Origin of the sequence: Bradyrhizobium sp. 186 (assembly GCF_023101685.1) — a bacterium.
Lineage (GTDB): Bacteria > Pseudomonadota > Alphaproteobacteria > Rhizobiales > Xanthobacteraceae > Bradyrhizobium.
On record NZ_CP082164.1, the window covers coordinates 2,102,591 to 2,124,627 of the forward strand.

At 65.4% G+C, this 22,037-nt stretch carries 20 protein-coding genes and 1 pseudogene; 12 read left to right on the forward strand and 9 right to left on the reverse strand.

What is annotated here, in order from left to right:
• Positions 1–65 precede the first annotated feature (65 nt).
• Together IVB18_RS09835 and IVB18_RS09840 are read right to left on the reverse strand one after the other, a co-directional pair.
• A complete protein-coding gene (locus tag IVB18_RS09835) occupies positions 66–713 on the reverse strand; it encodes a glutamine cyclotransferase (RefSeq protein ID WP_247988980.1) in 648 nt (215 codons plus the stop codon).
• Between the two features lie 29 nt (positions 714–742).
• Positions 743–1,963: a helix-turn-helix domain-containing protein gene (locus IVB18_RS09840; RefSeq protein WP_247988981.1), complete on the reverse strand. Its 1,221-nt coding sequence runs from the start codon at positions 1,961–1,963 to the stop codon at positions 743–745.
• Positions 1,964–2,107: 144 nt separating this feature from the next.
• Here IVB18_RS09840 and IVB18_RS09845 point away from each other — a divergent pair, with 144 nt between their 5' ends.
• Both IVB18_RS09845 and IVB18_RS09850 read left to right on the forward strand, forming a co-directional pair.
• Positions 2,108–2,902 carry a DUF899 domain-containing protein gene (locus IVB18_RS09845; RefSeq protein ID WP_247988982.1) on the forward strand — a complete coding sequence of 265 codons (795 nt, stop codon included), beginning with the start codon at positions 2,108–2,110 and terminating at the stop codon, positions 2,900–2,902.
• The gene (locus IVB18_RS09850) at positions 2,899–3,189 is read left to right on the forward strand and encodes a hypothetical protein (RefSeq protein WP_247988983.1); all 291 of its coding nucleotides are present in this window, start codon (positions 2,899–2,901) and stop codon (positions 3,187–3,189) included. The genes IVB18_RS09845 and IVB18_RS09850 overlap by 4 nt, the downstream gene beginning before the upstream one ends.
• A gap of 53 nt (positions 3,190–3,242) precedes the next feature.
• Here the strand turns inward: IVB18_RS09850 and IVB18_RS09855 are convergent, their stop codons facing one another.
• Both IVB18_RS09855 and IVB18_RS09860 read right to left on the reverse strand, forming a co-directional pair.
• Positions 3,243–3,668: a c-type cytochrome gene (locus IVB18_RS09855; RefSeq protein WP_247988984.1), complete on the reverse strand. Its 426-nt coding sequence runs from the start codon at positions 3,666–3,668 to the stop codon at positions 3,243–3,245.
• Positions 3,669–3,775: 107 nt separating this feature from the next.
• Positions 3,776–4,483, reverse strand: coding sequence for a L,D-transpeptidase (locus IVB18_RS09860; protein ID WP_247988985.1), 708 nt, complete (start codon positions 4,481–4,483; stop codon positions 3,776–3,778).
• Between the two features lie 275 nt (positions 4,484–4,758).
• Here IVB18_RS09860 and IVB18_RS09865 point away from each other — a divergent pair, with 275 nt between their 5' ends.
• From IVB18_RS09865 to IVB18_RS09875, 3 genes are all read left to right on the forward strand, one after another.
• Positions 4,759–5,811 (forward strand): glycosyltransferase family 1 protein, encoded by a 1,053-nt coding sequence (locus IVB18_RS09865; RefSeq protein WP_247988986.1) that lies wholly within the window; start codon positions 4,759–4,761, stop codon positions 5,809–5,811.
• A 35-nt stretch (positions 5,812–5,846) separates the two neighbouring features.
• Positions 5,847–6,536 (forward strand): methyltransferase domain-containing protein, encoded by a 690-nt coding sequence (locus IVB18_RS09870; protein WP_247988987.1) that lies wholly within the window; start codon positions 5,847–5,849, stop codon positions 6,534–6,536.
• Positions 6,537–6,661: 125 nt separating this feature from the next.
• The gene (locus IVB18_RS09875) at positions 6,662–7,321 is read left to right on the forward strand and encodes a hypothetical protein (protein ID WP_247988988.1); all 660 of its coding nucleotides are present in this window, start codon (positions 6,662–6,664) and stop codon (positions 7,319–7,321) included.
• Between the two features lie 278 nt (positions 7,322–7,599).
• On the opposite strand, the gene IVB18_RS09880 is transcribed toward IVB18_RS09875, so the two are convergent.
• A complete protein-coding gene (locus IVB18_RS09880; protein WP_247988989.1) occupies positions 7,600–9,264 on the reverse strand; it encodes an aminotransferase class III-fold pyridoxal phosphate-dependent enzyme in 1,665 nt (554 codons plus the stop codon).
• A gap of 35 nt (positions 9,265–9,299) precedes the next feature.
• Here IVB18_RS09880 and asd point away from each other — a divergent pair, with 35 nt between their 5' ends.
• The gene (asd, locus tag IVB18_RS09885) at positions 9,300–10,163 is read left to right on the forward strand and encodes an archaetidylserine decarboxylase (protein WP_247988990.1); all 864 of its coding nucleotides are present in this window, start codon (positions 9,300–9,302) and stop codon (positions 10,161–10,163) included.
• A 67-nt stretch (positions 10,164–10,230) separates the two neighbouring features.
• Positions 10,231–10,797: an NUDIX hydrolase gene (locus IVB18_RS09890; RefSeq protein ID WP_247988991.1), complete on the forward strand. Its 567-nt coding sequence runs from the start codon at positions 10,231–10,233 to the stop codon at positions 10,795–10,797.
• Positions 10,798–10,993: 196 nt separating this feature from the next.
• Here the strand turns inward: IVB18_RS09890 and IVB18_RS09895 are convergent, their stop codons facing one another.
• Both IVB18_RS09895 and IVB18_RS09900 read right to left on the reverse strand, forming a co-directional pair.
• Positions 10,994–12,358 (reverse strand): FecR domain-containing protein, encoded by a 1,365-nt coding sequence (locus IVB18_RS09895; RefSeq protein WP_247991592.1) that lies wholly within the window; start codon positions 12,356–12,358, stop codon positions 10,994–10,996.
• A 194-nt stretch (positions 12,359–12,552) separates the two neighbouring features.
• The gene (locus IVB18_RS09900; protein ID WP_247988992.1) at positions 12,553–13,317 is read right to left on the reverse strand and encodes a DUF2147 domain-containing protein; all 765 of its coding nucleotides are present in this window, start codon (positions 13,315–13,317) and stop codon (positions 12,553–12,555) included.
• 483 nt (positions 13,318–13,800) lie between these two features.
• On the opposite strand from IVB18_RS09900, the gene IVB18_RS09905 reads away from it, so the two are divergent.
• On the forward strand, positions 13,801–14,979 hold the full coding sequence (locus IVB18_RS09905) for an extensin family protein (RefSeq protein WP_247988993.1): 1,179 nt from the start codon (positions 13,801–13,803) through the stop codon (positions 14,977–14,979).
• A 111-nt stretch (positions 14,980–15,090) separates the two neighbouring features.
• On the forward strand, positions 15,091–15,678 hold the full coding sequence (locus IVB18_RS09910) for a histidine phosphatase family protein (protein ID WP_247988994.1): 588 nt from the start codon (positions 15,091–15,093) through the stop codon (positions 15,676–15,678).
• 18 nt (positions 15,679–15,696) lie between these two features.
• Here IVB18_RS09910 and IVB18_RS09915 read toward each other — a convergent pair whose 3' ends face one another.
• Positions 15,697–16,038 (reverse strand): DUF6665 family protein, encoded by a 342-nt coding sequence (locus tag IVB18_RS09915; protein WP_247988995.1) that lies wholly within the window; start codon positions 16,036–16,038, stop codon positions 15,697–15,699.
• 53 nt (positions 16,039–16,091) lie between these two features.
• Positions 16,092–16,727: a TetR/AcrR family transcriptional regulator gene (locus IVB18_RS09920; protein ID WP_247988996.1), complete on the reverse strand. Its 636-nt coding sequence runs from the start codon at positions 16,725–16,727 to the stop codon at positions 16,092–16,094.
• A gap of 193 nt (positions 16,728–16,920) precedes the next feature.
• On the opposite strand from IVB18_RS09920, the gene IVB18_RS09925 reads away from it, so the two are divergent.
• The 3 genes and pseudogenes from IVB18_RS09925 (at position 16,921) to IVB18_RS09935 (ending at position 21,991) form a co-directional block, all read left to right on the forward strand.
• Positions 16,921–18,252 (forward strand): HlyD family secretion protein, encoded by a 1,332-nt coding sequence (locus tag IVB18_RS09925; protein ID WP_247988997.1) that lies wholly within the window; start codon positions 16,921–16,923, stop codon positions 18,250–18,252.
• Between the two features lie 29 nt (positions 18,253–18,281).
• Complete coding sequence (locus IVB18_RS09930) at positions 18,282–19,865, forward strand: DHA2 family efflux MFS transporter permease subunit (protein WP_247988998.1); 1,584 nt, start codon at positions 18,282–18,284, stop codon at positions 19,863–19,865.
• 326 nt (positions 19,866–20,191) lie between these two features.
• Positions 20,192–21,991 (forward strand): annotated as a pseudogene (locus IVB18_RS09935) (ABC transporter ATP-binding protein).
• The last annotated feature ends 46 nt before the right edge of the window (positions 21,992–22,037 follow it).

The following is a 22,037-nucleotide window of genomic DNA, read 5'->3' on the forward strand; positions in this document are numbered from 1 at the left end:
ATGGGGTGGAATTGGGGCGAACGGGTTAACGGCTGTAGCCGCGCCGTTGCCGCGTATTCAGACCGTCATCGCGGGGCGGCGCGCCTGGGACGGCGGACCGTTCTCACGTTTCCGCGACTTCCGCCACCGCAGAAGAAGCGATCGCCGCCATCGGACTCCAATCCCGAGACCATCGTCCCGGCGGGCAGGTCGAGTTGCTCCAGCACCTTCCCGGTTTCGGGATCAATCCGCCGCACGTCGCTTTCGTCGCCTTCCCAGGTGCCATGCCAGAGCTCGCCGTCCACCCAGGTGACGCCGGTGACGAAGCGCTTGCTTTCGATGGTGCGAAGAACCTTCCCCGTCTGGGGATCGACCTGATGGATCTTGCGCGCCCGATATTCTCCGACCCAAAGCGAGCCTTCGGCCCAGGCAAGTCCGGAATCGCCTCCGCCGCCGGGCGCCGGAATGGTGGTGAGCACCTGGCCGGTCGCGGCGTCGATCTTCTGGATGCGATCCTCGGCGATCTGGAAAAGATGCCGGCCGTCGAACGCCGTTCCCGCATGGGCGGCGACATTGATGGAGCGTGCGATCTTGCCGTTTGCCGGATCGACCGCATTCAGCTTGTCGCCGGATGCGAACCAGACATGCGTGCCGTCATAGGTGACGCCATGCACGCTCTCGACGCCCGCAAAAGGCCCATACTCCCTGACAATCTCGGCCGCTGAACGCTTCATGTGCTTGATCCCTGTGAGGTCATTCCATCCTACGTCTTCAGGAGCGGTCCGGGGAGTAACAACCCTGTCGGGAAACCCGGGACAGGCGGCGTCAACCAGCGGCGCGCCCGTCCGTGTCCGAAGGACTGCACCTTGTTCGACCGCGCGAGCTCTTCGAGGGCCCGCTGCACCGTGCGCGGGCTCATGTCAAGCGCGAGCGCGAGCGCCGAGCTCGACCACGGCTCGCCATCGGAGAGGAAGGCGAGCACATTGGCGTGCTTCTCCTCGACTGGCCGCGCCAGCACGATGACGTCGCGCGTCTTCCGCGGCGCCAGCACAAAACCCTGCTTCGTCGCGCTGACATCGGCCAGCGGTTTGAGCTTGGTGCGGAGCCGCCCGATCTCGACGCGCAATCGCGCGCGGTGCGACTCATCGACGTGCTTCGCTTGAAACGCACCAGCAATCAACGCCTCTCGCGAGACATCCGCGGGCCATGCCTGCGCCAGAAGACGGGCGAGCGCGAACAGCACTGGCCGTGTTCCGAACGACACGACAGTGCCTTGCCTGCGCACAACATGATGGAAGGTGTCCACGACGAGCGCTGTCGAGGTTGCCAGTCTTTCGACCTCCCCGAGCAACAACGGATGTTCGCTGCCGCGCGCGATCAGGCGCGCCGCGGGCGTGTCGAGGATGAGGTTCGTGCTGTAGACTTCGGCCGTCAGTGCCGGGATCCCGGCCAGCCGCGCTGCCTTGGCCGCGCGGTCGAGCGCCGCGCGCGCGGCTTCCGTCCTGAGCCGCCGTATCGCGATGCCCGCGACCACCAGTTCGCGGGCCACCTGAGACGCAGGCGGGAGCGATGCGGTGCTGACCTCGGCGAGCGTGCGCTCTGCCTCGTCGATGCGTCCGACGAGGAGAAGGCGGCGCGCCTCGATGTGGCCCGCATGGGCGGCATTGGCGAGATCGCCGTGGTTTTCGAGCGTCGCCCGCGCGGCCGCGAGTGTCTTGACCGGCCAATTCAGGTCGCGGGAGACGAGCGCGATCTCGGCCTCGGCCACCACGCACCTGGCGCGCGCCACTGCCTCTCTCGGACCGAAGGCGCGGGCGGCGCTTCGCAGCAATGTCTTTGCCCGAGCGAGATCGCCGAGCTGTGCCATCGCGATGCCGCGCAGCGCGAGCGAGGGTGCATCGTTGCGCAACGCGACGCGGTTCAAGGCGCCGAGCGGATCGCCCGCTTCGAGCGCGCGTGCCGCGGCCGTGATCAGCGACTCCATGAAAATCCCGCCACACTTGTTACTCCCACCGCGCGATCGTCCGGTGCGAGAACTGACTCACGACCGACGATGTGCGGTGAGACGCGAGCGGATCTGTGCCGGTGCGGCGCAGGACGATCGCCCAAGCAAGAGGTTTGGAGAGCCATGACGACAGCCACTAAATCAGCCCAGGACGAACGGAACAACGGACAGCCCGCCATGCAAACACCGCCAGTGGTGTCGCCGCAAGACTGGGAGGCAGCCCGTCAGCAACTGCTCGTGAAGGAAAAGGCGCATACCCGCGCCCGCGACGCTCTCGCCGCTGAACGCCGGCGCATGCCGTGGATGGAAGTGGACAAAACCTACGCATTCGAGGCGCCTTCGGGCAAGGCCAGTCTGCTCGATCTGTTCCAGGGTCGGCCGCAGCTCATCCTCTACCGGGCCTTCTTCGAGCCAGGCGTGTTCGGCTGGCCCGACCATGCGTGCCGGGGCTGCTCCATGGTGGCTGACCAGGTTGCCCATGTCTCCCATCTGAACGCCCGTGACACCACGCTCGTCTTCGCCTCGCGCGCGCCCCAGGCGGATATCGCGCGGCTGAAGCAGCGGATGGGCTGGACGATCCCGTGGGTCACCATCACCGACAGCTTCGATGCCGATTTCGGTGTGGGCGAATGGCACGGGACGAACGTGTTCTATCGCGACGGCGACCGCATCTTCCGCACCTATTTGATCAAGAGCCGTGGCGACGAGCAGATGGGCGGCACCTGGAACTATCTCGACATCACACCGCTCGGCCGCCAGGAGCCCTGGGAGGATTCACCGGAAGGCTATCCGCAGAGCCCGACCTACAAATGGTGGAACTGGAACGACAGCTACGCCGAAGGCTCGGCACCCGACAAGAAATGGGTCGAGGTGTCGGACGCCGGAGAGAAGGCGCTCCGCGAGGCAGGCGCGCAGTGACCGAGACCCATTCCGCCAGCGTGGCCGCCGACGCCGGCCGTGATGGCGGAGAGGTCGTGGCCGCATCTCACCTCGCCAGATGGCTGGGTCTTGCGGCTACGCCGACCTTCGCGGTCATGGCCGTGCTGACCGCCGCCCTCGGCGGCGGTCCGGCGGACATGCTCTGCTCCTCCGGCCACGAGGCGCTCGTCGGCGGGATGGTGCCGATGTATCTGCTGATGAGCGCGTTTCATGCTTCGGCGTGGCTGAGGCTGATCTCGGAGCGGCGGGACGCCGCCCGCCGGTAAGCGCAGGACGGCCACCGGCACGAACGAAAGCGGCCCCGCTGTCGGCGGGACCGCTACTGCGAACCCGACGCCGATTGCAGATAGGCAATCACTTTGGCCGCTTCGTCCGGCGAGACGCCGCCATAGGGCTGCATCTTGTTGCCTGATACGACCTCGTCCGGCTTGACCATGAAGCGCGTGAGCTTGTCCTGGTCCCAGACGAAGTCCGCATCTTTCATTGCGGGAGAATAGTTGTAGTTCGGCAGCGAGCCTGCCTTCCGTCCGACAATCTTGCTGAGGTTGGGACCCAGACGATTGTCGCCCTCCCTCACGGAGTGGCAGGTGCGGCATGAATTATTGAAGGCTTGTTGAGCCGCGTCGTCGCTCGCCGGCTGCTGCGCGAGAGAAGAGGGCGCAGAGATAAACCACAACAATGCTCCTGCGCTGGCGAGCCATTTGCTTCGCGACGCTTTCCGGTCCGCTTGCATCTGCGTCTCCATAAGGATCGCGCTCATGCTTCTCAGAGCAAGGTGGCTTGGAGAGCATCATGCAAACGAAAACGGCCCCGGAGGGTTCCGGGGCCGTCTGCGTTACGATGTCCTGTCGCTTACCGCGTAGCGCTGCCGAGATCCGCGCGCCGCTCCGTCATCGGCATCACGATGACCTTGGTGCCGACGTTGACGCGGGAGTAGAGGTCGGAGACGTCCTCATTGGTCAGGCGGATGCAACCGGAGGAGACGTGCTTGCCGATCGTGTCGGGGGCGTTGGTGCCGTGGATGCGGTAGATGGTGCCGCCGAGATACATGGCGCGGGCGCCGAGCGGGTTGCCGGGGCCGCCGGCCATGTGGCGCGGCAAATAGGGCTGGCGGGCGATCATTTCCGGCGGCGGGGTCCAGTCCGGCCACTCGGCCTTCTTGGTCACCGACTGCACGCCGGACCAGGTGAAGCCGTCACGGCCGACGCCGATGCCATAGCGAACGGCCTGGCCGCCTCCGAGCACGTAATAGAGATAGGTGTTGGGCGTATCGATGATGATGGTGCCCGGCGCCTCGCGCGTCGCGTAGGAGACGGTCTGGCGGCGGAAGCGGGCCGGCATCTCGACCGCGTCCTGATCCTCGGACGGCGCGGCCTGGTAAGGCGTCGCCTGGTAGGGCTGGATCGGCTGCGGCGCAGCCATCGGCGGCAGCGGCTGGAAGAAGGGGAAAAGCTGCACGGGCGCGGCGTTGGCCGGGCCTACGAATGCGATCGCGGTAACAGCCACTGCAGTGAACGCGACGGCGCGCGAACACGGCTTGAACGTGCCCAGATTGAACATTTGATCGCCCCTGTTTGCTCGGTGTTTTTGATCACCGCGGCACCGCTACCGGTGCTCCGTTGCGTAGATCACTAACGGCAAAAAGTTTCGGGACGTTTGCGCGGAAAACCGAAAACGGTTTCGTCGCGTCAAGGATTGTTTCATGACAGTTTCGTGGCCTCGCCAGCGCGTTAACGAACAAAACAGCCCGCGGACATTTATGTGACGTCACACGCCTGAAATATCCATGGTTGATGGTCGAAAGCCGAGAATCATCAAACTCTCGGGATTTCCCCATGCGGGTATTAATCGCGACTGACGCCTGGCATCCGCAGGTTAACGGTGTGGTCCGGACGCTGACCTCGCTCGCGGGCGCCGCCAAGGCCCTCGACGTCGAGATCGACTTCCTGACGCCGGACGGCTTTCCGTCATGGCCGCTGCCGACCTATCCGGGCCTGCGCATCGCGCTGCCAAGGGCTAAGGAGATCGCGCGGCGGATCGAGAAGGCGGCGCCGGAAGCCCTGCACATCGCGACCGAAGGGCCGATCGGTTGGGCCGCGCGGGCCTATTGCCGCCGCAACCGCCTGGCCTTCACGACCTCCTACACCACGCGCTTTCCGGAATACGTCTCGGTGCGGACCGGTATCCCTGAGAGCGTCGGCTATGCCGTGCTGCGCCATTTCCACGATGCCGCCGCCATGACCATGGTGGCGACGCCGTCGCTGCGGCAGGAGCTCTCCGAGCGCGGCTTCAAGCGGCTCGGCTTCTGGACGCGCGGCGTCAACACCGAGCTGTTCCATCCTGACTCTCCGGCAACGCTCGATCTGCCGCGGCCGATCTTCATGACGATGGGGCGCGTGGCGGTGGAGAAGAATCTCGAAGCATTCCTCTCACTCGACCTGCCCGGCACCAAGGTCGTCGTCGGCGACGGCCCGCAGAAGACGCAGCTCGAAAAGATGTATCCGGACGCCGTCTTCCTCGGCGAGAAGAAGGGCGCGGATCTCACCGCCCATCTCGCTGCCGCCGACGTCTTCGTGTTCCCGAGCCTGACCGATACGTTCGGCGTGGTGCAGCTCGAAGCGCTCGCCTGCGGCACGCCGGTTGCGGCGTTTCCGGTGACCGGACCAAAGGACGTCATTGCCGATCATCCGATCGGCGCGATCGACCACGATTTGCGTACGGCCTGTCTGCGCGCGCTCACGATGTCGCGCGAGACCTGCCGCAACTTCGCGCTCGAGCGTTCCTGGGAGAACAGCGCACGCCAGTTCGTCGGCAATCTTACGTCACTTCAGCCCAGCCGTTCGCTGCGCGCTTCGCCGGTCATGGCGCGGCGGCCGGTGCGCGGTTGATCCGAACGTTTTGAACCACAGCGAGAACCTCACCGATGGCTAAGATCATGAACCTTGACGGCACCCAGCAGCTTGACCTCGACCGTGGCACGGTCGAGCAGGCCTATGACCGCTGGGCGCCGGTTTACGACCTCGTGTTCGGAGGCGTGTTCGCCAAGGGCCGGCAGGCGGCGATCGCGGCCACCAACAAGATCGGCGGTCGCGTGCTCGAGGTCGGTGTCGGCACCGGCATTTCGCTGCCGATGTACGCGCCGCATCTGCGCATCTTCGGCACTGACATTTCGGAAGCGATGCTGGACAAGGCGCGCCAGCGCGTCACCGACGGCAAGCTGAAGAACGTCGAGGGGCTCGCGGTGATGGACGCCGAGAAGCTCGAATTCCCCGACAACTCGTTCGACGTCGTGATGGCGCAATATGTCGTCACTGCGGTGCCGAATCCGGAAGTCGCGCTCGACGAATTCGCCCGCGTGCTGCGTCCCGGCGGCGAGCTGATCATTCTCACCCGCGTCAGCGCCGATGCCGGCATGCGCCGTTTCATCGAGCAGAAGCTCCAGCCGGTGGTGCGTCCGCTCGGCTTCCGCACCGCCGAGTTCGCCTGGTCGCGCTATGCGAAATGGCTGGCCGGTGCCAACGGCATCGAGCTCGCCGAGCGCCGCCTGATTCCGCCGCTCGGCCATTTCTCGCTGGTGCGCTTCCGCAAGGTCGACGTCGCCAAGGCGGCGTGAGTCGCCATTCGCGTGAGCGTGCGTCATCGCGTCGCTGCACACTGTCATATGACAAAATGATGATGTCACACGGCGTACATCGAATCCCTGTAAATCCCGTACCCGAAAGCATTTTGGGGGAGAGCATGATCAAGAATTATCTCGAGCAGCTGCGGATCCAGCGCTGGGACGACCATCGCTACTATCACCACAGCCGCATCAATCAGAGCCTGCACTTCGTCAGCGCGCTGAGCTTCCTGTTCGCCTATGTCTGGCTGTTCGTCGATCCCATGATCTCCGCGCTGGTCGGCTGGCTGGTCTCGATGACCTCGCGCCAGGCCGGTCACTTCTTCTTCGAGCCGCACGGCTACGACCACATCAACCAGGCGACGCACGAGCACAAGGAAGAGATCAAGGTCGGCTACAATCTTCAGCGCAAGGTGGTGCTGATGTCGATCTGGGCGCTGTCGCCGCTGGTGCTGTTCCTCGATCCGACGCTGTTCGGCCTGTTCCAGCCCTGGGCGGGTGCGACCGATTTCCTGCGGCAGGTTGCCAAGATCTGGCTGGCGGTCGGGATCGGCGGTCTTCTGTTCCGCACCGTGCATCTGTTCTTCATTCGCGACGTCGAGACCGGCCTCGTCTGGATGTCCAAGATCCTGACCGACCCCTTCCACGATCTGATGCTCTACCGCAACGCGCCGCTGGCGCTGCTGCGCGGCGAGCTGATGGACCCCGGCCTGCATCTCAACCCCGAGCACACGCTGGGCTTGATCTCCGAGCCCAATTTCGAAGAGCAGCACGCCTGAGCGCGCCGCTTCGACCAAGCACTCCGATGTCTGATGGTTGCGTTATGCCCGGGCTGGTCCCGGGCATCCACGTCTTGGGGGCCTCTTCGCCTCTCCCCGCATGCGGGGAGAGGTCGGATCGCATCGGAGATGCGATCCGGGTGAGGGGGAGTCTCCTCGAGTCCAGCCGTCACCGCGGTTGCGGAAGCGGCCCCTCACCCCAACCCTCTCCCCGCGAAGGGCGGGGAGAGGGGGAGGAGAGGGCGGTGCTCGCGGCGCAGCGTGAGTGTGGTAAAGCCTCAGCGCCCGAAGCGCTTGGCCAGCATCTCTTTCAGGATTTGCCGCTTGATGCCCTTGTTGGTGAGCGCGGCATCGTGCCACCAGAAGCCGTCGGCTTTCATCTTCTCCGCGGCGCGGACGAAGCGGTCGGCGACCTCGGCGAAGTCGGCGTCGGTGTAGTTCAGACTGAAGATCAGCCGTCCGGTGCCGACCCAGCTCAGCGACAGGCCTTCGGCGCGCAAATAGTATTGCAGCATCCAGTTGTAGCGGGATGGCTCGGTGTATTTCACCGTCCAGATCGACGACAGATTGGCGACCTGCACCGGCAGGCCGGCATCGGTCAGCATCTGGTTGAGCTTTTGCGCGCGGCCGTTCCAGGTCTCGTCCAGGTGGTCATAGACGGCGCGGAAGTTCGGGCTGGCGAGCCTGCTCAAGAACTCGTCCATCGCCGTCATGACGTAGGGATGCGAGTTGAAGGTGCCGCGGGCGAAGCAGACGTCGGCGGGGCGGTCGTCGCGGAAGCGGCGCATCAGCTCCTTCTTGCCGCAGACCACGCCGACCGGCAGGCCGCCGGCGAGGCTCTTGCCGTAGGTCACCATGTCGGCGCGCACGCCAAAATATTCCTGGGCGCCGCCGGCAGCCAGCCGAAAGCCGACGAACACCTCGTCGAAGATCAGCACGATGCCGCGCTCGGTGCAGACCTGGCGCAGCTTCTTCAGCCAGTCGGTATAGGCCGCGCGGTCGAAGTTGCCGCCGCGGGAGGAATCGACCAGCGCGGAATCGCCGGGCGCGTTGGAATTGGGATGCAGCGCCTGGAGCGGGTTGACCAGCACGCAGGCGATGTCGCGACGGGTGCGCAGCACGTGCAGCGTCTTCTCGGACATTTCGGCGAGGGTGTAGGTCTCGTGCGCGGTGATCGGGTTGCCGACGCCGGGCTGCACGTCGCCCCACCAGCCGTGATAGGCGCCGGCAAACCGGACGAGATGCGTACGCTTGGTGTGGTAGCGCGCGAGCCGCACCGCCTGCATGACGGCCTCGGTGCCGGACATGTGGAAGGAGACTTCGTCAAGGCCCGAGATCTGGCAGAGGCGAGTCACGTTCTCGAGGATGACGGAATGGTAGGGTCCGAGCACGGGGCCGAGCGCGTGGGCCCGCTTTTCGGATCCCTCGATGCACTCCTTGTAGAAGTCGTTGCCGAAGATGTTGACGCCGTAGGAGCCCGTGAGGTCGTAGGAGACGTTGCCGTCGACGTCCTTGACGGTGACGCCGCTCGACGACTCCATGAAGGTCGAGGTGCCCAGGTGCTCGCGGACGAGACGCGAGAACTGGAACGGCACGCGGTAGGTCTCGGTGAAGTGCAGGTCGGAGATCTTCTCCGCCGCTTCCTTCGTCATCGCGCGGCCCTTGGGGTAGCGCTCGGCGTAGAGGGCGGCGAGACGGAAGAAGCCGTCGTGGCGTTGCGTGGCGACGTTCGCCGGTGCGCCGTCGCAGGCAAAATAGTCGTTGATGTCGAACTCGTAGAACGGGACCAGCCGCGCCACCCGGCGCGACATCTTGGAGTGCCCGGAGAGCGACCGGTGCTTGGCGCGGGACAGCTCGATCCGCGCTTTCAGCTTCGGGAAGACGGCGGCAGCGCTGGCTGCGGCGGCCACGGACAAAGAGAGAATCGGGAGTGTCGTTTCCATGACAACAAGCGCTAACCGGACCAGCTGACAGATTCATGACAGTCAAAGCCCTCATTGCCTCTTTCACCCAGCAGGAAGACCTCAACTTCCTGTTGACCAACCGCATCCCCCGCGCCGCGCTGACCCGCTTTATGGGCTGGTTCTCCAAGATCGAGAACCCGCTGGTCCGTGACGGCTCGATCGCGCTGTGGAAGCTGTTCTCCGACCTCGATCTGTCGGAGGCGCGCAAGTCACATTTCAAGAGCTTGCACGATTGCTTCACCCGGGAGCTCAAGCCGGGCCTGCGGCCGTTCGATTCCGATCCCGCGGTCGTCGCCAGTCCCTCCGACGGCATCGTCGGTGCCCATGGGCGGATCGCCGACACCGAGCTGTTCCAGGTCAAGGGCGCGCCCTATTCGCTGCTCGATCTGCTCGGCGACTCCGCGCTGGTCGACCAGCACCGCAACGGTTCCTTCGTCACGCTGCGGCTGACGTCGAGCATGTATCATCGTTTCCACGCGCCCTCAGACGCGCATATCGAGCGCGTCACGCTGATCCACGGCGACGTCTGGAACGTCAACCCGATCGCGCTGAAGCGGGTCGAGCGCCTGTTCTGCAAGAACGAGCGCGCGGTGATCCGTACGCACCTTGCGACCGGCGAGGCCGTGACACTGGTGCCGGTCGCCGCGATCCTGGTCGCCAGCATCCGCCTGCACTTCCTCGACATGGTGCTGAACGCGCAGACAAAGGGGCCGGTCAATTTCGCCTGCGACGTCAACGTGACGAAGGGCGAGGAGCTCGGCTGGTTCGAGCACGGCTCGACCATCATAATCCTCGCGCCCGGCGATTTTTCATTCTGCGACGGCATCGCCGAAGGCACGCGCATCCGCGCGGGTCAAGCGCTGCTGAGAGAAAACTAGCCTTCAATCCGCCGTCTCGGCCGCCTATATCGTCCGCGGGGACGATCTGACACGGCGAGACTTTTCGATGGCGCGGGCGCCGGTGATGGCGGCGGGTGGTATTGTGCTGCGGCGTGGTGCGACGCCGCTGATCGCGGTCGTGCGCCAGCGCAAGCGCAACGAATGGGTCTTGCCCAAGGGCAAGCTCGACGACGGCGAGACGCCAAAGGCGGCCGCGCATCGCGAGGTACTGGAGGAGACCGGCCACGACGTCGCCATCCACGAATTTTTGGGCACGCTCGTCTACCAGTCCGGCGGGCGCTCCAAGGTCGTGCATTTCTGGCGCATGGAAGCCGAGGGCGGGCCGGTCCGCAAGCTCATGAACGACATCAAGGCGGTCGACTGGCTGACGCTGGAGGATGCGATCGCACGCCTGTCGCGCGAATATGAGCGCGCCTTCCTGGTGCAGATCGGCCCGATCGCGCTCGCCGCCGCAGGCCTCACGCCGGCCGAAGCCGAAATCACACCGCCACTCGCAACCGACGACGTCGACGCCGCCATGCAGACGTTGACACCAGCCGAAGCCGCCTCCATCGACGAGCTGCCCCACGGTCTGTTGCAGAAGGTGAGAGCATGGCTTCGCGGCGAGGCGTGAGCTCTCTTCACCTCGCCCCGCGTTGACGGTGCACCCTCGCCCCTTGTGGGCCCCTTGTGGGAGAGGGGGGCTTTGCGAAGCAAAGCCGGGTGAGGGGTCTCTCTCCGCGCGTGAAGCTGTCGATGAGTTTTCGCGGATAGAACCCCTCATCCGGCGCTTCGCGCCACCTTCTCCCACAAGGGGAGAAGGAAAAAAGTCACCGCCGCTCTTTCTTCTCCTTTGGCGCCGGCGCCGGTTTTCGCTGTGGGGCAGGCCGTTGCGCGCCCGGCAGGCGCTGCTGCAATCCGGGCTGGCGCTGCGCCGCGCCTGGCTGCGGCTGGGCCGCGGGCGCCGTTCCCGATGGGCCCGGCTGCAATCCCGTGCGCGGCATCGTGCCGGGTTGCGGCGGGACCACGCCGCTCGGCTGCTGCGGAGTCTGTCCGGTGCGCGGCGCGCCTGCCGGCCGTCCCGCACCTTGTTGCTGACCCTGACCCGCGCGCGGCGTACCCGGCTGCACGGCGCCGCCTTGTCCTTGCCGTTGCGGCGGCTGCGCGCCTTGACGGTTCGGCGTGCCCGGCTGCTGCTGGCCCGGACGGTTCTGACCGGGTTGGCCGTTCGGCCGCTGCGGCTGTTGTCCCGGCGTCGGCCGCAATTGTTGTTGCTGCGGCTGGAGCGGACGTGGAATGCGGCTGCTTGCCCCCGGATTGGCACGGCGGAAGTCGCGCTGCTCGGTAACGATCTGGCGGCCCGCGGTCTGCGCCAGATGCACCTGGCTGACGAAGCCGCGGTCGCGCGCGATCTGCTGCGGCGCGATCGTGATCGGCACCGCGGCAAAGCGCATGCCGCCGGCGCCGCCCGCGCCCGGCCGGATCGCAAAGCCGCCCGCACCTTGCGTCAGCGCGCCGAGCCGCGTGCCGTTGCTGCGGTCGGCGACGTCGATGTGCCCGACGCGGCCGTCGGCATCGGGATAGAGCTTGATGTTGACGTTGTTCGCGCTGTTCGCGGCCGCGCCCACGGGCACGTCGATGACACCGGTGGTGCCGCGGATGCCGAGCGTCGCCGTCGGCGTCGTGATCTTCATGTCGCCGGTTTTCGCCACCGCCGCGGCGACGAAGGCGACCGTGCCCTTGCCGATGTCGACGATCGCCGAATTCTGCTTGCCGCCGTCCTCATAGACGTAATTGTCGACGGTGATCGTGGCGCTGGCCGAGAGGTTGAACGTGGTCGCATCGTTGAAGGTGATGCCGAGCGAGGAATTCGACGAGGTCCGCACGACGTCGTTGAGATAGATGTCGTCGCGGATCTTGAGCGGATATGAATTCTTGTCGCGGATCACGGTCGCGATGCCCGTCACGGCCGCGACGTTGCCGATCGGTTCGACGGTGGCGGGCTGCGCGTCCGCCGCCGGTGTCGGCGAGGCTGCCGGCGTCGAGGAGGGCGCGGGTGCCGGCTGGGCTTGCGGCTGGACTTGCGGCTGCGCCTGCGCAAGCTCGATTGTATCGGATGCAGATGCCACGCTCGCGCCGGCCAGCGGCAACGCCAGCAGCGGAAGCGCGAACACGAAGCGGCGCCAGGCCACGATAAAAGTCACGAGGATGTCCCGGTGAGAAGCGCGAGGCGAGATCGCCCGATATCAGCCGGGAATGGCTGAATGGCGGATGAACGCCTATCGCACGGGGGCGGTGAACGTTCAAATGCCACGTCCCTGCATGAGGGACGTGGCGCCATCATAAGAACAAGAACGCTTTGCGACCGCGGTGGGTGACGCCCTCGGCGTCAGCTCACGCGCTTCCAGGTCTGGCCGCCGCAGAACATGCCGCCGAAGGCGCAGCCCTGCACGCGCATCGCGTTCGGGCCCTTCATCGCGATGGTGGAGTCGTAGTTGCGGCCGGAGTCGGGATCGTGGATGCGGCCGCTCCACTTCGAGCCCTCGGGCTTCATGTTGATCAGGATGCGCTCGTTGGACTTCTCGGCATAGCCGCAGAGATTGGCGCCGCACTGCTCGACGCGAACGTTGCCCTTGTTCTCTTCGGTCGCCCACACGCCGAGCGGGGTGTTCGTAGCCGGGGCGGGCGTGGTGGCAACCGGGGCTGGAGCGGGCGCAATTGCGACTGGCGCAGGCGCAGCAGCGGGAGCTGCAATGGGCGCAGGCTGCGCCGGCGTATCGAAGCCGACGGAAGGCGCGGCGGCAACGGTTGTGGCGGGCGCGGCGACGGCCGGTGCGGTCGCCTGGACGGGTGCCTGCTGCACGGGCTGCGGCTGTACCGGAGCCGGCGCGGGCTGAGCGGTCGTGGTCGTTGCCGGCGTGGTGTCGTCATCGTCCTTGGAGCCAAGGCCGTTGAGGTTGATGTTGTTCAGCTTGATCGGCTTGTCCGACAGGCCCGGCGCGACGATGGTCACGCAGTCGAGCGAAGCGCAGTTGCGCGGCGTCTCGATGCGGATGTGCTGGCCCTCGATCTGGAACGAGATCGAGTTGCCGGCATGCGCGACGGCGGTCGAAGCTAGGAAGAGCGCGGTGGTGGCGACATAGAGCTTGTTCATGACAACCTCCCAGATTGCGTGGTGCCGATATGAACTGAAGTCGGCGTTGGACTAAGCGTGGTTCGACCCTATGCCTCGCTCGTCCTGCCTTCTGTGATGGACGTCACAACGGCTTCGCGCTCCTCGGGTGAGGCAGCGCAAATTCAGCCGCCGCCCGTCTGCGCAACATGGTCACAAGGGGAGAAGGGAAGGCGGGCCCTTCGATGGACGCTGCTAGATCATGCCGAGCACGATGGCGCCGACAAAGGCCATAGCGAGATACGCGGTGATAACGCTCAGTCTTCCGACGAACGTCATGAGGTCGCTCCCTCTGTTCGCGTCCTTTCGCGCCCAACGATAGCTAACAGAACGTCTCCCTGCCAAAAAAGTCAGCCTTGCTGTCTTTCATCCGAAGCGTGGTCGCGCCTGCGGGCCAACATGGTTAAAAAAAGCTGAAATCAATACGTTGAAGAGTCTTTAAGTAAATTCACCGAACCTGCGTGCATGACGCGCGGAGTTCGTTTGTATCTCGTCGGCTCCATCGTCCTTGTTTCGCTTGCGGGTTGCGGACGCGGCTTTTTCCAGGCCGAACGTGAACCGTGGCGGGCCGAGGCCGAAGCGGCATGCCTGAAGTCCGGCGCGGTGAAGGAGAGCGCGGAGATCGTCCGGATCGAGCCGATCTCCGGCCCCGGCATGTGCGGCGCCGAGTTCCCGCTGAAGGTCGCCGCCATCGGCGAAGGCTCCAGCAGCTACGGCTTTGCGGACGAGGAATTGCGCCCGCCAGGAAGCGTCGGCAACCAGCCGCGCTGGCCGGTAACGCAGCCGCGATCCGGCTATCCGCAACGTCAAAACTATCCGGAGAGCGCCGTGCGCCAGCCGTCCGGCTACGGCGCGTCATCCGGCCCGGTTTCGCTCAGCGCGCCCGGCGTGGCGCCGCAGGAGGACGAGATCGACCTGCCGCCCGAGGGGATCGATGCCGCTGGCGCGGCGCGCTACATGAATGCGCCGAGCTATCCGGCTCGGCCGCCCGGTCCGGCCCCGTATTCGCAGGCCCCCGCACAGCAACCGCTGCCGCGACTCGGTCCGGCACAGGGCAATCCGGTCACCGCCGTCGGCCCGGTCGCGGTGAAACCGGTCGCGACGCTGGCCTGTCCGATCGTGTCCGAGCTCGACCGCTGGTTCGCCGACACCGTGCAGCCATCGGCGATGCGCTGGTTCGGCGCCCGCGTCGTCGAGATCAAGCAGATCTCCGCCTATTCCTGCCGCGGCATGAACGGCAATTCGCATGCCCACATCTCCGAGCACGCCTTCGGCAACGCGCTCGACATCGCGGCCTTCGTGCTTGCCGACGGCCGCGGCGTCACGGTGAAAGATGGCTGGCGCGGCATGCCGGAAGAGCAGGGCTTTCTGCGCGACGTGCAGTCGGGCGCGTGCGCGCATTTCACCACCGTGCTGGCGCCGGGCTCCAACGTCTATCACTACGATCACATCCACGTCGATTTGATGCGCCGCGCCAGCCGCCGCCTGATCTGCCAACCGGCTGCAGTCTCCGGCGAAGAAGTCGCCGGGCGGGCGCAGCGGCGCAGTCCTTATGCGAACACGCGCGATCCGTATGTCACCGGCTCGCTCGGCCGCAAGACCACGACACGCAAGCACGAAGAAGACGAGTACGCGGACGATTAGGCGGACGCAGCTTCCCTACAAGCCCGGATGGAGCGCAGCGCAATCCGGCGAGAGGTGTTCCCGCATTCCGCTTCGCTCCATGCGGCTACGATGTACGACCATGTGAACCAAATGCCCGCCGATATCGTCCGCTATCTCACCCACCCGCAAGTGCAAATCGATCCTGATGTGCCCGTGCCGCAATGGGGCCTCAGCCCTATCGGACGCGCGCGTACTGAAGCACTGGCGCATGCGGGCTGGCTCGCCAACACCACGCAGATCATTTCCAGCGGCGAGCGCAAGGCGATCGAGACCGCCGAGATAATTGCCACAAGGCTCGGCATCATGATCGAGATCCGCGAGGCCATGCACGAGAACGACCGCTCGGCGACTGGCTTCCTGAAGCCGGCCGAGTTCGAGGCGGTCGCCGATCAGTTCTTCGCGCGACCTGATCTCAGCGTCCGCGGCTGGGAGCGCGCGGTGGATGCGCAGGCGCGCATCGTGCGCGAAGCCGAGGCTGTGCTGGCCCGCAATTGTCCCGGCGATGTCCTCTTCGTCGGCCACGGCGCCGTCGGCACGCTGCTGTTCTGCCACTATGCCGGCCATTCCATCGATCGCATCCACGATCAGCCGGCTGGCGGCGGCAATTGCTTTGCGTTCGCCCGGGACGGACGAAATGTCCTGTATGGGTGGCGCAAGATGGAAGAGGTCGGGGCGTAGCCCTACGGTGTTAGAAAGTCATGTCGAGGTCGGCTTCGACGGTGCGAGAACTAGCCCCATGCACCGCTGCACCTCGCCTGGGACGTTGTAGGTTCGCATGATATGGCGGCTGTCGCGCAAGCCGGTCGCCTCACGTTGCACCACGAACATCCAGAGCGCCTGGCCGGCTTCCATCACCAGCTTGCTCCTGGCCGGTTGCATTGAGGCCGGCGTCCCCGAGAGCGCGTGTGTGGCGTCGAACTCGCGCAAACGCGCAAGCGTCTGTTCGAGTGTGCGGCCCATCCGTCCAAGCGCTGAGGCCTGTTCCCGAACGATCTCATAATGGAGGATATCGACCGGCGGGCGAAGATCACGGGACATGGCGTCAATATAGTGTCGCGGGATCGGCCTGCGCAACGCATGGCCCGCTGCTGCTACTTCGCCCGATACGCCGCCAGAAACATCCGGGTCGCGCTGTCGATGACTTCAGCCTTGCGTTCCTCCGACGGCGCGGGTGCGGCCTGGAAGACGAAGGGGAGGAAGAGTGAGGCCTTGCACAGTTCCATGAACTGCGAGGCGGCAAGATCGCAGTCGTCGATCTTGAGATCGCCGGAAGCGACATGGGCTTTGAGATATTCGGAGAGCCGGTTGATGGTCTTGTCCAGCACGCGCAGGTAATAGCGGCGGCCGACGTCGGGCATGCGCTCGGCGATCGCCATCACGGTGCGGATCGCCGATCCGCCGCCGGGCCGGCAGAGCAGGTGGATGTAGGCCTGCCCGAAATCCTTCAGCGTGGTCTCGGCATCGCGCGCGGGATCGAAATTGAACACGACCTGGCCGTACTGGAGCGCTTCCTGCTCGAGGATGGCTTCGAACAGCGCGCATTTGTCGGCGAAGTAGACGTAGAGCGTGCCCTTGGAAACGGTGGCCGCGCGCGCGATCTCGCCCATGCTGGCGCCGTCGAAGCCGAAATCCATGAACACCTTGCGGGCGCCATCCAGGATCTGGCGGCGCTTGGAGCTGTCCTCTTCAGAGACGACGTTCAGATGTTCGCGGTCGGCTGCAACCATTGGTTTAGGGTCTCGAAAGGTTTTGGTTCGGGTTTTGGACCATGAAACCCAATGAAAGGATTCGGGCCAGTACGGTGCGCTCGGAATAAATCTATATTGACCGAACCGTTCGGTCAATGATATTTGGGACGGCGAGAGGAACAGGCCGGGCGACGGCCCGTCCGGATCGCGCTTTTTTGTTGGGGAGGCCTTTATGGCCACATCGAGAGACCAGGCTGCGCGCGTGCTTCGCCAGGAAGCGGCGGAAACGACGCCTGAGCAGGCCGGCGGTGAAGTTGCGACTGAAAAATCCGCCGCGCTCGCCGAGCAGCTGCGCTCCCATGTGGCTGAAGAGACCAAGCGCCGCACCAGCGAGGCGCCGGAGAAGCCCGTGACCGACAAGCCGGCTCCTGCCGCGCCTGCGCCGGGCGCTCCCGCCACCGCGGGCGCCCCCAAGTCCGGCAAGCGCAAATTCGTCCTGATGGGCGTCGGCCTCGTGCTGGCGCTCGCGGCCGCGAGCTATGCCGGCTACTACACGCTGGTCGGCCGCTTCTACGTCTCCACCGACGACGCCTACGTCCGCGCCAACAACACCATGCTGGGGGCGCGCGTCGCCGGCCACATCTCCTCGATCCTCGCCGGCGACAACACCTTGGTGCGCGCCGGCGATATCGTCCTGCGCATCGACGACGGCGACTACAAGATCGCAGTCGATGCCGCTGCGACCCGGATTGCGACCCAGCAGGCCACCATCGATCGCATCGGGCGCCAAGTCGCGGCGCTCGACAGCCAGGTCGCACAGGCCAAGGCGCAGTCCGTGTCCGCTGAAGCGGGTTTGAAGCGCGCCGATCTCGATTATGAGCGCCAGCAGGCGCTGAACAGCAAGGGCTTTGCCTCGCGCGCCACCTTCGAAACCTCGGAGGCCGGGCGCGACCAGGGCGCCGCCGCGGTCAAGGCCGCGCAAGCCGCTTATGACGTCGCCGTCAGCAATGTCGACGTCGCCAAGGCGCAGCAGGCCGAAGCGCAGGCGCAGCTCGCCGAGCTTAAGACCACGCTCGCCAAGGCGGAGCGTGATCTCGGCTTCACCGCGGTGCGCGCGCCGGTTGACGGCACATTCTCGAACCGCCTGGTCAGTGCCGGCGACTTCGTCGCGGTCGGCCAGCGGCTCGGCAACGTCGTGCCGCTCGACAACGTCTATATCGACGCCAATTTCAAGGAAACCCAGCTCAAGCGCATCCGCCCCGGCCAGCCGGTGACGATCAAGGTCGATGCCTACGGCATGCGCAAGTTCACGGGCGTCGTCGACAGCATCGCGGCGGGCGCGGGCTCGGTGTTCACGCTGCTGCCGCCGGACAACGCCACCGGCAACTTCACCAAGATCGTGCAGCGCGTGCCGGTCCGCATCCGCGTGCCGAAGTCGGTCGCCAGGCAGAACCTGCTCCGCGCCGGCATGTCGGTCTATGCGAGCGTCGACACCAACAAGGGCGCCGCCGACGCCGACAGCGAGATCGATCTCGACGATCCCACCGCGGTCCATCCGCAGTAGGCGCGCTTCAAGCGCTGCGAGGCCAGACCATGGCGACCGCCACGACTGCTTCACCTGCCATGATGGGCAACCCCGCTTCGGAGCGCATCGCGCCGAAGCGGCTGATCGCCTTCATCATCATGGTGTTCGGGATGTTCATGTCGATCCTGGACATCCAGATCGTCTCGGCCTCCTTGAGCGAAATCCAGGCCGGCCTGTCGGCGAGCTCGAGCGAAGTCTCCTGGGTCCAGACCGCCTATCTGATCGCCGAAGTGATCGCGATCCCGCTGTCGGGATTTTTGTCGCGCGCTTTCGGCACCCGTCTCCTGTTCGCGATCTCGGCCGCCGGCTTCACCTTATCGAGCCTGCTCTGCGGCTTTGCCACCACCATCGAGGAGATGATCCTCTGGCGCGCGCTCCAGGGCTTTCTCGGCGCCGGCATGATCCCGACGGTGTTCGCCTCGGCCTACACCGTCTTCCCGCGCTCGAAATTCCACATCGTCGGTCCGATCATCGGCCTCGTCGCGACCCTGGCGCCGACCATCGGGCCGACGGTCGGTGGCTACATCACCGATCTGATGTCGTGGAACTGGCTGTTCTTCATCAACGTCGTGCCCGGCATCGGCATCACCATCGGCGTGCTGGCGTTGGTCGATTTCGACGAGCCGCATTTCGAATTGCTGGACCGCTTCGACTGGTGGGGCCTGATCTTCATGGCCGGCTTCCTCGGCGCGCTCGAATATGTGCTGGAGGAAGGCCCGCAATGTGAATGGCTCCAGGACACCTCCGTCGCGATCTGCGCCGCGGTCTGCGCGGTGTCGGCGGTCGCCTTCTTCTGGCGCGTGCTGACGGCCGCCGAGCCGATCGTCGATCTCCGCGCGTTTGACAACCGCAATTTCGCGGTGGGCTGCGTGCTGCAATTCTGCATCGGCATCGGGCTCTATGGCCTGACCTACATCTATCCGCGCTACCTCGCCGAAGTGCGCGGCTACAGCGCGCTGATGATCGGCGAGACCATGTTCGTCTCCGGCATCACCATGTTCCTGGTTGCGCCGCTAGTCGGCCGGCTGATGCTGAAATTCGACATGCGCTACATGATCGCGTTCGGGCTGATCGTGTTCGCGATCGGCTCCTACCAGATGACCTGGATCACGCGCGACTATGATTTCTACGAGCTGTTGATACCGCAGATCCTGCGCGGCGTCGGCATGATGTTCGCGATGGTGCCGACCAACAACATCGCGCTCGGCACATTGGCCCCGGACCGGGTGAAGAATGCCTCGGGCCTGTTCAACCTGATGCGCAATCTCGGCGGCGCGGTCGGGCTCGCCGTCATCAACACCGTGCTCAACGACCGCACCGACCTCCACATCACGCGCCTCCAGGAGCGCGTGACCTGGGGCAATGCGACCGCGACCGAAACCCTGAACATGTTCATGCAGAAGTTTCAGGGGCTTGGCGACGCCACGCTGATGGCGATGAAGCAGCTCTCCCAGCTCGTGCACCGGCAGGCCGTGGTGATGAGCTTTGGCGACGCCTTCTTCGTGCTGACGCTGTTCTATCTCGGCCTCAGCCTGCTGGTCACGCTCCTGAACAAGCCGGCCTCGCTGACCGGCGGCGGCGACGCGCATTAAATTTGCAACACTCGCGCGTGATCTCGCGCGAGCTGTATTGCAAATTGCAAACGACACATCTATAAAGCGCACCTCATTGAATCGAACCGGGGAGGGATTTGCATGATTTCGTCGCATTCGCAGATCGCATGCCCGCGCTCGATGTTCTGGCTCGGTATGTGCTCGGCCTTTTAGAGGCCAATTCCGCCAGCTTCGATTGGGCTCCAAGTCCCGATCGCTCCGCTCCCCAAGTCAAAATCAAACTGAAGTGACGCCGTTCCGGCTCTGGTTGCCGGCCTGCGTCCATCAATGGAGCCGGCCCGCACCAGAAGCGGCCGGATGATGCCATGACCGCTCTGTCAAAAAAGCCCGCGGCGATACGCGTGGTGCTGCCCTTCGTGTTCCGGCACTGGCTGAAGCAGCCGGGGCGTACGCTTGTCATCGCTGTTGGCCTGTTGGGTGCCACCATCGCCGACCTGTTCATGCCGGTGTTTTCGGGCCATCTGGTCGACGCGTTGACGCAAGGTCCATCCGATCCCGACGCGCGCCACGCCGCGCTGGTGGCGTTGGGCGGCATCGTGGCGCTGGGCGCAGCCTCGATGGTGCTGCGGCTGGCCGGCCTCCAGGTGATCGTGCCGTTCACGCTGAAGATCATGTCCGAGGTCGCCGAGGGCGCCTTCATGCGCGTGCAGCGCTTCTCGACCGACTGGCACGCCAACTCCTTCGCCGGCTCCACGGTGCGCAAGATCACGCGTGGCATGTGGGCGCTCGACCTGTTGAACGACACTATCCTGCTGGCGCTGGCGCCTTCGCTGTTCGTGCTGATCGGATCGATGATCCTGCTCGGGGTGCACTGGGCCTCGCTCGGCGTTGTGATCGCGCTCGGTGCGCTGGCCTATGTCACGATGACGGTGCTGTTCTCGACGCGCTACATCGCGCCGGCCGCGCGAATCTCCAACGCCTGGGACACCAAGGTCGGCGGAACGCTGGCGGATGCGCTGAGCTGCAACGCGGTAGTGAAATCGTTCGGCGCCGAAGCGCGCGAGGATGCGCGGCTCGCCCGCGTCATCAGCCGCTGGCGCGTGCGCGTGCGGCGGACCTGGCTGCGCTACAACTACACCGCCATGTCGCAGCTCTCGCTGCTGCTATGCCTGCGCGCGTCCGTGATCGGCGGCTCGGTGCTGCTGTGGATGTCGGGACACGCCTCGCCGGGCGACGTCACGTACGTTCTGACGAGCTACTACGTCATCCACGCTTATCTGCGCGACGTCGGCATGCACATCAACAACCTCCAGCGCTCGGTCAACGATATGGAGGAGCTGGTGGCAATCCATGACGAGCCGATCGGGATTGTAGATGCCGCTGATGCGCGGCCGATCGCGATCGAGGGCGGCGAGATCGTGTTCGACGACGTCACGTTCCATTATGGCGGCCATCGCGCGCCGCTGTACGACGGACTGTCGGTGTCGATCCGCGCCGGCGAACGGGTCGGTCTCGTCGGCCGCTCCGGCTCCGGCAAGACCACCTTCGTCAAGCTGGTGCAGCGGCTCTATGACGTCACCGATGGTCGCGTCCTGATCGACGGGCAGGACATCGCCAAGGCCACGTAGCAATCGCTGCGCAGCCAGATCGCGATCGTGCAGCAGGATCCGATCCTGTTCCACCGCTCGCTCGCCGAGAACATCGCCTATGGCCGGCCGGGCGCCGGCCTGGAGGCGATCGAGCAGGCGGCGCGGCTTGCGAATGCGCACGATTTCATCCTGCGCCTGCCCAAGGGCTACGGCACGCTCGTCGGCGAGCGCGGCGTGAAACTGTCGGGCGGCGAGCGGCAGCGCGTGGCGCTGGCGCGCGCGTTCCTGGCGGATGCGCCGGTGCTGATTTTGGACGAGGCGACTTCGAGCCTCGACTCGGAATCGGAGGCGCTGATCCAGCAGGCGATGGAGCGGCTGATGAAGGGCCGGACCTCGATCGTGATCGCGCACCGGCTGTCGACGGTGCGGAGCATGGATCGGATCCTGGTGTTCGACCGCGGTGAGATCGTCGAGCAGGGCACCCATGCCGTGCTCGCGGCCAAGCCCGGCGGCATCTATCGCGGCCTGTTCGAGCGCCAGGTGGTGGAGCTTGGGCACATCGCAGCAGCGGAATGAGGAATGGCGCGTGGTTGACGGACGAAGGTCCGGAAACCGCGCCGCC

Excerpts from the sequence above, each read along its gene's own strand:
- IVB18_RS09910 (WP_247988994.1), top strand. The coding sequence starts at position 15,091 with ATGCCCGCCGATATCGTCCGCTATCTCACCCACCCGCAAGTGCAAATC.
- IVB18_RS09865 (WP_247988986.1), top strand. The coding sequence starts at position 4,759 with ATGCGGGTATTAATCGCGACTGACGCCTGGCATCCGCAGGTTAACGGT.
- IVB18_RS09845 (WP_247988982.1), top strand. The coding sequence starts at position 2,108 with ATGACGACAGCCACTAAATCAGCCCAGGACGAACGGAACAACGGACAG.
- IVB18_RS09840 (WP_247988981.1), bottom strand. The coding sequence starts at position 1,963 with ATGGAGTCGCTGATCACGGCCGCGGCACGCGCGCTCGAAGCGGGCGAT.
- IVB18_RS09905 (WP_247988993.1), top strand. The coding sequence starts at position 13,801 with ATGACGCGCGGAGTTCGTTTGTATCTCGTCGGCTCCATCGTCCTTGTT.
- IVB18_RS09860 (WP_247988985.1), bottom strand. The coding sequence starts at position 4,483 with ATGTTCAATCTGGGCACGTTCAAGCCGTGTTCGCGCGCCGTCGCGTTC.
- IVB18_RS09855 (WP_247988984.1), bottom strand. The coding sequence starts at position 3,668 with ATGGAGACGCAGATGCAAGCGGACCGGAAAGCGTCGCGAAGCAAATGG.
- IVB18_RS09930 (WP_247988998.1), top strand. The coding sequence starts at position 18,282 with ATGGCGACCGCCACGACTGCTTCACCTGCCATGATGGGCAACCCCGCT.
- IVB18_RS09875 (WP_247988988.1), top strand. The coding sequence starts at position 6,662 with ATGATCAAGAATTATCTCGAGCAGCTGCGGATCCAGCGCTGGGACGAC.
- IVB18_RS09870 (WP_247988987.1), top strand. The coding sequence starts at position 5,847 with ATGGCTAAGATCATGAACCTTGACGGCACCCAGCAGCTTGACCTCGAC.
- IVB18_RS09880 (WP_247988989.1), bottom strand. The coding sequence starts at position 9,264 with ATGGAAACGACACTCCCGATTCTCTCTTTGTCCGTGGCCGCCGCAGCC.
- asd (WP_247988990.1), top strand. The coding sequence starts at position 9,300 with ATGACAGTCAAAGCCCTCATTGCCTCTTTCACCCAGCAGGAAGACCTC.
- IVB18_RS09890 (WP_247988991.1), top strand. The coding sequence starts at position 10,231 with ATGGCGCGGGCGCCGGTGATGGCGGCGGGTGGTATTGTGCTGCGGCGT.
- IVB18_RS09920 (WP_247988996.1), bottom strand. The coding sequence starts at position 16,727 with ATGGTTGCAGCCGACCGCGAACATCTGAACGTCGTCTCTGAAGAGGAC.
- IVB18_RS09915 (WP_247988995.1), bottom strand. The coding sequence starts at position 16,038 with ATGTCCCGTGATCTTCGCCCGCCGGTCGATATCCTCCATTATGAGATC.
- IVB18_RS09835 (WP_247988980.1), bottom strand. The coding sequence starts at position 713 with ATGAAGCGTTCAGCGGCCGAGATTGTCAGGGAGTATGGGCCTTTTGCG.
- IVB18_RS09925 (WP_247988997.1), top strand. The coding sequence starts at position 16,921 with ATGGCCACATCGAGAGACCAGGCTGCGCGCGTGCTTCGCCAGGAAGCG.
- IVB18_RS09900 (WP_247988992.1), bottom strand. The coding sequence starts at position 13,317 with ATGAACAAGCTCTATGTCGCCACCACCGCGCTCTTCCTAGCTTCGACC.